7 protein-coding genes are annotated in these 6,440 nt (G+C 64.6%); 3 read left to right on the forward strand and 4 right to left on the reverse strand.

The features are described from left to right. Nucleotide 1: 1 nt before the first annotated feature. From AWC14_RS14450 to AWC14_RS14465, 4 genes are read right to left on the reverse strand one after another with little or no spacing between them, the layout of a single operon-like run. Entirely contained in the window at nucleotides 2–229 is a 228-nt protein-coding gene (locus AWC14_RS14450) for a hypothetical protein (RefSeq protein ID WP_085241320.1), read from the reverse strand. A gap of 13 nt (nucleotides 230–242) precedes the next feature. Beyond that, nucleotides 243–647: an SdpI family protein gene (locus AWC14_RS14455; RefSeq protein WP_084031317.1), complete on the reverse strand. Its 405-nt coding sequence runs from the start codon at nucleotides 645–647 to the stop codon at nucleotides 243–245. 27 nt (nucleotides 648–674) lie between these two features. Further along, on the reverse strand, nucleotides 675–1,451 hold the full coding sequence (locus AWC14_RS14460; protein WP_084024966.1) for a hypothetical protein: 777 nt from the start codon (nucleotides 1,449–1,451) through the stop codon (nucleotides 675–677). Then, nucleotides 1,448–2,167 carry a hypothetical protein gene (locus tag AWC14_RS14465; protein WP_084031318.1) on the reverse strand — a complete coding sequence of 240 codons (720 nt, stop codon included), beginning with the start codon at nucleotides 2,165–2,167 and terminating at the stop codon, nucleotides 1,448–1,450. Before AWC14_RS14465 ends, AWC14_RS14460 begins: the two co-directional genes overlap by 4 nt. Nucleotides 2,168–2,953: 786 nt before the next feature. Between AWC14_RS14465 and AWC14_RS14470 the strand changes: the two genes are divergently transcribed. The 3 genes from AWC14_RS14470 to AWC14_RS14480 all read left to right on the forward strand — a co-directional run. Then, nucleotides 2,954–4,225, forward strand: a complete 1,272-nt coding sequence (locus AWC14_RS14470; protein WP_236723790.1) for a DUF7373 family lipoprotein — start codon at nucleotides 2,954–2,956, stop codon at nucleotides 4,223–4,225. After that, a complete protein-coding gene (locus AWC14_RS14475) occupies nucleotides 4,222–5,472 on the forward strand; it encodes a DUF7373 family lipoprotein (protein WP_084024968.1) in 1,251 nt (416 codons plus the stop codon). The genes AWC14_RS14470 and AWC14_RS14475 overlap by 4 nt, the downstream gene beginning before the upstream one ends. A gap of 7 nt (nucleotides 5,473–5,479) precedes the next feature. Then, nucleotides 5,480–6,440 (forward strand): serine/threonine-protein kinase (locus AWC14_RS14480; RefSeq protein ID WP_142281702.1); only part of this gene is annotated, 961 nt, incomplete at its 3' end.

The raw sequence follows: 6,440 nt of genomic DNA on the forward strand, positions 1-6,440 counted from the left end.
GTCACCCCGGCTCCCGTCCCATCCCTACCACAGACGCACTCTTCGCGCCTGCAAGAGAAGAGGTACAGGAGTGACCGGTGTTGTCGTGGCGCTCAAGCTCATCGATGAGCTGCACCACCTGAGGCGACGGTCTGCCCTGAGGCTCGTCATACATCGCGTCGCAGATCCTCAATGCCTGCTCAACGGTCTCGAAACTGTCTACCGGAATGACCGCGAAGTCATAGCTCATACCGTCAGTACCCCTACCGCAGCCGACCGTCGGAACCGTCGCCGACGGTCTTCGCCGCCTTATTTGCCACGTATGCGACGTAGGCAAGAACAGCCAGCACGGCCGCCGACGTCGCCACTCCGGCGAGCATCACGGCGATGATCGTCGGGGCGTTCCACGCGGTCGCAAACAGCACGATCCAGGCGATGACGGTGACGGCAACCAGTAGTGGTGCCAAGCGCAGCGCGGTGCGGTGGGCGACAACCCACGCCCGGTCACTGCTGACCGTGGCGCGCGTCCGGATCCCGGTCGTCGGGTTTCGCAGCAGCCGGCCGTCGACCGCCCGCCGCGACACGGTGACGAGCACCGTGGTGATGACGACGGGGAAGAGCGCAAACACCGCCGCGACAATCGTTGCGTGGAGTTGATCTGCCGTCATATGGCCCGATTCTTCTTTCTTGGAGTGTCAGCGGGACTGCTCTGCGGCCTGTGTTCGGCGCTGGGTGGCGTCGAACAGCGCATCGAATCTGTGCTCGTCGCCGGTGTCGTCGGAGCCCGAAAGGATGAGTCCTGATATCTGGGCGTAAGAGAAGTAGTCGGTGCTAATCACATGGGGCGGGGCGCGTTTGCCGTCGGTCACTGCCGCAGCTGTCTCGTCGGTGATAGTGACGTTGTAGCGGAACCTCTGTGGCCCGCCGGCGGGGCGGGAGTCCTCGAGGATGCGCACCGTGTAGGTAAAGCCTGGGAAGTGGTCGCGGAAATGCGCGCAGCGCGCCACCAGTTGTCGCATGTCATCGAAGACGCTTGGGGCAAATTGGCGGCCGATCTCGATGCCGATGTTGGTGTGGTCGGGCAGGGAGGAGCGGTCGGCCGGATCGTGTTCGTTGACGGTGGCCGCGGGAAACGAGCCGGTCATGATCCCGTACGCCACTTCATAGCATCCGACCGGCTCGTAGCCGTCGATCGAACCAATGTTGTGATAGGTGGCGTACCCGAACGTGTTTCGCGAGTTGAAGCTGTCGTTGCGTTTCCAGCCGGCGGGGAAATCGCTTTGATTGGGCAATAAGGCGGCGAGCTGTTCATCACTGAGTGCGGCCAATCCCGGGGCAACGGGCAGCGGCGACAGGTGCCTGCGCGCGGCCAGGACCGCGGGAATGGTGATCGCCACCGCGGCGATGGCCAGTACGCACATTGCGGCGGCGATGAGATGCGCCGAACGCTGACGCAGCGGTCGGCTGTTCATCGTGTTCTGATTCTCTGCAATGTTTGCGCGGCAACACGATTCACCAAGTCAGTGTCGGCGCCGGTCAGGTTGGTGGCGCACTCCAACAGCACCCCACGCACCCAGTAATAGCTGACGTGGTAGACCATCGTGCGCAGGGGACCAGGCACAGTGACTGTCGCCGATCTGGTGACCTCGAGTGCGGCGTCGGCGCCGCCGGCCGAGCGTGCACCGATAGTCGTGACCACAACTCGCGGCACCGGCGCGCCGCCATCGGGATCGGTGGCGGTGACGTGATAGGTGCCGCAACCGTGAAGCCACTCAACGTATTTCGTGATCATCGCCGCACCATCGGCCACCGGATAGATGACGAACCGCGCATTGGGGTCCGGTTCATCGCTGGACTGCAGTACTGCGCGGGCGATCTGGTCGGATTGTTTATCGACATGGACCATGGCGGAATAGCCGTACCCGTTGAACAGTGTCGCGATCGCCGGGATGTTCGCGCAATCGCTCGGCCTGTAGGTCGCCGGGCGGTTCGGCGGTGCCGCGTCGGGCCTGTCGGGGTCTACTCGCTGCACCGCGCCGCGCAGCGAGTAGTTCCAGGACGGCGGAAAATCGTGCACCCCCGGCAAGAGCTTGGCCAGTTCCCAGTTCGGCAGAGACCGCAGGCTCACCGGCCGCGCCGGGAACACCACAATCGCGGCGGCGCAGACTCCGAGCACGACCAACGCCATGGCAGACACCGTGCGCGGCCCGACACAGCGCCGACGGATCGGGCCCGGGGGCGGTCCAGGGCTGCTCATGGCGAAACCCTAAACCTGGCCGGCTCTCGGTCGCGGCGGCGACACAAAACGCAAGAAGTTGATGCGTTCTCGGCGGCGAGCTCGTGAACGGCGGCACCCGCATTGCAGCCGGCGACTTGCAGCGGCCCATTCTGGCTGATGGGGTCGCAGTTGCCGAAGATCGCAGCGCCGGTAGTATGGACTACCACTTCCCAGGTGTTGTTCAGGCAGGTAGACACGTTTGCGCGCAGGAAGCACGGCCATAACCACACGCGGCGCCGCCACGACCGCGGCGCCGCCAGCACGCACCGGCAATAGCGTGCTCCCGGACCTCGAGGGATTGGACTCTGTGCAACGGGCCCGACTTGAGCGCGCCGCGCAAGAGGCGACTCAGCTGTATCCCGAGAGCCCTGATTTGCAGCGTGCAGCGGTCACGGCAGCCGCTGACTACCTGCTTGGTCACACCGATCCGGCCGCGGCGGGCGCTGAGCTGGCGACAGTCCGGCGAGCCGAGAAACGTGCTCGTGCTCGAGCGCGCCAGGTTGCAGTGATGGCGTTCGCCGACGGGCGCTCAGAGCGCGCGATCGCGCGTGACGTCGGGGTGGACCGCATGAATCTGCGCCGGTGGCTGGGTAAACCAGGCCGCCCGCCTCGCGAGGCGCCGCCACCGGGTCTGCCAGATCGGGTGGTCAGTTGAAGCCGAGGGTGCAGGCGATGGCCTCAAGTTACGCTGCGTCGATGGTTGGTGCGGGCCCGATGCGCGCCGCGCCGACCGGTCGGCAACAGCGGCCGAAGGCTGGGCTGCTGTTGGCGGCCGCCGCGATGGTGGTTGCGCTGCTCGCGGGCTGCACAAGCGTGGTGACCGGCGTCGCGGTCAGGGCGCCCGGGCCGGAGTCGCCCGGGGTGGATGTGGCGCTGCTGGATCCCGGGAACTATCCGCGACGTCCAGGCAAGCCGCTGGGTAAGGTCGCCGACGAGAACGCGGGCCGCCTTGTCGAGGCTTACCGGATGGCCAACAACGTGGTCGGCCCGTGGGAGGTTGACTCCAGCCTGGTTGTGCCGGTGATGCGTAACACTCGGGTGTTGACCAGCGTTGACTCTCTCACGAATTTGATGGGTCCGGATTTAAAGGCTGTGGCGGCATCGCACACCTTTGTCGTGGGCTTCACCACTATGCGAGAGTCGCCGCCGCCGCCCGGGCAGCCGCCGGGAAGTGGCGAGAACGCCAAGACGATCTGCAACGCGGTATTGCGCTTCGCCAGTCCCGAGGATGCCGCTGCGACCGCGACCGAGATGGCCGCCAAAGACGCCTCGATGCCACACCCCGACACGATGTCGAGCCCGCTTCCGATCCCCAACCACCCAGACACGTTGGCCAACAAACTCAACAACCCTGGCGTCTTCGAAGCCGACCTGTTCACCGCGCGCGGCCCCTACGTGCTGTTCCAGGACTTAGGCACTAAAGAATCCGCCGACGCGCTGATTGCGATGATCACCAGGCTGCTGGATCTGCAGGTCCCGCTGATCGACCGTTTCCAGGCAACGCCGTCCGATCAGTTCGCCAACCTGCCGGCGGATCCGACCGGGCTGCTGGCACGCACCGTGTCGACCAATGTGCACGAGGGCACGGTGTTGGAGCCTCACGCGGCGCTGCACTTCCGTCCCAACCCGGTCGCATCGCAGCAGATGTTCACCTCGTCCGGGGTGCAGCGCGTGGCGGTTTATCGGACCAGCGTTTATGAGGCCATCGACCCCACGGGTGCCGATCGCGCGGTCGAGTCGCTGGTTCGCATGGATGTTCCCGGATTCGGTTATAAGCCCGTAGCCGGTATCCGTGGTCTTCCTGGTGCGCGCTGCTTTGACCGCGGCCAGAAGCAGGACCAGGACGCCAGTCTGCGCTATCTCTGCGTGGCCGCCGCTGAACGCTACGCGATCCGGGCGACCGCCGCCCAGGAGCGCGATGTCCACCAGGTCGTCGCCTCCCAATACCTGATGCTTACAGCGAAATGATCAGCGTGGTGCGGGGGTGGGTTGCCGCTGTGGCCGTGGTATCGGTTGTAACGGGATGCACGGCAACGGTTTCTGGTACGGCGGTCAAGGCGCCGGGCCGGCCGGGCGTCGTTGATGTCGCGCTGCTGGATCCCGGCAACTATCCAACCAAACCGCGCAACCCGCTGGGCAACGCTGGTGATGACACAACGGGCGCATGGGCTGAGGCTCGGCGCATGGCCGACAATGTGGTGGGCCCGTGGGAAGCCGACCCAGACCTCACCGAATTCGTTCAGTTCGATACCGGCGTGGTCAAGGATTCTTCTACCGTCGATTCGGTAATTCACGAACCCATCGGCCAGGGCGTCGACGGCCACCACTTCATAACCGGGTTCACCACCGCCCGCTACACCGTAAAAGCCATCCCGTACAAGGGGCTGACCAATGCGGTGTTGCGCTTCGCCACCCCCGAAGACGCCGCCGCGGCCGCCGCCGACATGAACGACAAAAGCGCCCACCTCATCGAAGGCCGTAACCTGCCCCCGGTCCCCAGCCAGCCCTTCGCAATCCCCCGCCACCCAGATGTTGGCGCCAGAACTTATGAGTGGAACTACAAAGAGGACTACCTCAGCGAGCAGGTCGAGGTGCGGCATGCGGTGATCGCCATCATCGCTCACGGCCCGTATGTGCTGTGCCAGTGGGCAGCGTCGGTGCAAAGCCCAGACATCGCGGCCCAAATGATCGCGACGATATTGGATTTACAGCAGCCGCTGATTGACCAGTTCAAACCCACCCCGCTTGATCAGCTCGCGACATTGCCGCTTGATCCCAGCGGCCTGGTCGCCCGCACCATGCCGCCATCAAAAACGAACGAAACCATCAACGATGGCGTCTACAACGCCCGCGGGGCGGTGCACATGCAAACAATGAATCCGACACGCACGCAAGCGTTGTTCAAGTCTGCGGGGCTGCAGCAGTCCTCATACACCGTGTTAATAAACGTCTACCAACTGCCAGACGCTGATGCGGCGGCACGTATCGCCGCCGAGCTAGCCTCCAGCGCTGTGGACAGCAAGATGCTGAAATCTGGTGGTGTTAAAGGGATGCCCGACGCCAAGTGTTTCAGGACGCCCAAAGACCCCAAACAGTTTCAAGCCTTCTACTGCGTGGCCGTCGCCGACCGCTACGCCTTCGGCGTCCAAGATGAGCATGAGGCCGCCGCACACCAGCTGATAGCCGCCCAGTACCTGATGCTGACCGGAAAGTGAGCCTGGGATGCCGTTATCTGCTGGAACCATCGTCGCGGGCTACCGCATCGAGCGCGTGCTGGGCTCTGGCGGCATGGGTGTGGTGTATTTGGCGCGGCACCGGACATTGCCGCGCAGTGACGCGCTGAAAATTCTATCCGCAGAGCTATCTGTCGACGCTGAGTTTCGGGCACGGTTCACCCGTGAAGCCGACCTGGCCGCCACGCTGAATCACCCCAACATCGTCACTATCTACGACCGCGGCGAAACCGAAGAGGGGCAGCTGTGGATCGCCATGGAATTCGTCGACGGCGCAGCCGCCAACAGCGAAATAACAGCCGCGCAGATGACCTCGGCACGCGCGGTCCACATCACCACCGAGGTCGCAAAGGCATTGGATTACGCGCATTCTCGCCACCTGCTGCACCGTGACATCAAGCCGGGCAACTTTCTGCTATCGGGGCCCGCTGGAGATCAGGAGCGGGTCAAGTTGGCCGACTTCGGGATCGCGCGTGCCCTCGATGATGCAACGAATCTTACCGCCACGGGCTCACTGCTTTTCACCGCTGCCTACGCCGCGCCTGAGGCAGTCCAAGGCGCCGAGGTGGATCACCGCGCCGATGTATATGCGTTGGGCTGCTCGCTGTTTCGACTGCTGACCGGACGCACACCCTACGCAGAATTCTCCAACATGTCAGCGATGTTGATGGCTCACGTCATGCAGCCGATCCCCCGGGCGACCGCGATTGCCCCCAACCTGCCGCCAGCCATTGATGACGTGATCGTGCACGCACTGGCCAAGAATCCGGACGAGCGCTACCAGAGTGCCGGCGCGCTAGCCGCGGCCGCCGGCGCGGCGCTACGCGGTCACCCGCCGACCGCGCCGCCGCCCGAGGTAACTCGGGACTGGTCAACCCCGGCCCCCGCCTACCCGCACCAGTTGCTACACCCACCGGCGGCCACCGGACCCACGGTGCCCACCCCCGCTC

Source organism: Mycobacterium kyorinense, from assembly GCF_002101735.1.
GTDB lineage: Bacteria > Actinomycetota > Actinomycetes > Mycobacteriales > Mycobacteriaceae > Mycobacterium > Mycobacterium kyorinense.

Bases quoted from the DNA above. Each gene is read 5' to 3' on its own strand.
- AWC14_RS14450 (WP_085241320.1), bottom strand. From the start codon at position 229: ATGAGCTATGACTTCGCGGTCATTCCGGTAGACAGTTTCGAGACCGTT.
- AWC14_RS14455 (WP_084031317.1), bottom strand. From the start codon at position 647: ATGACGGCAGATCAACTCCACGCAACGATTGTCGCGGCGGTGTTTGCG.
- AWC14_RS14460 (WP_084024966.1), bottom strand. From the start codon at position 1,451: ATGAACAGCCGACCGCTGCGTCAGCGTTCGGCGCATCTCATCGCCGCC.
- AWC14_RS14465 (WP_084031318.1), bottom strand. From the start codon at position 2,167: ATGGCGTTGGTCGTGCTCGGAGTCTGCGCCGCCGCGATTGTGGTGTTC.
- AWC14_RS14470 (WP_236723790.1), top strand. From the start codon at position 2,954: ATGGTTGGTGCGGGCCCGATGCGCGCCGCGCCGACCGGTCGGCAACAG.
- AWC14_RS14475 (WP_084024968.1), top strand. From the start codon at position 4,222: ATGATCAGCGTGGTGCGGGGGTGGGTTGCCGCTGTGGCCGTGGTATCG.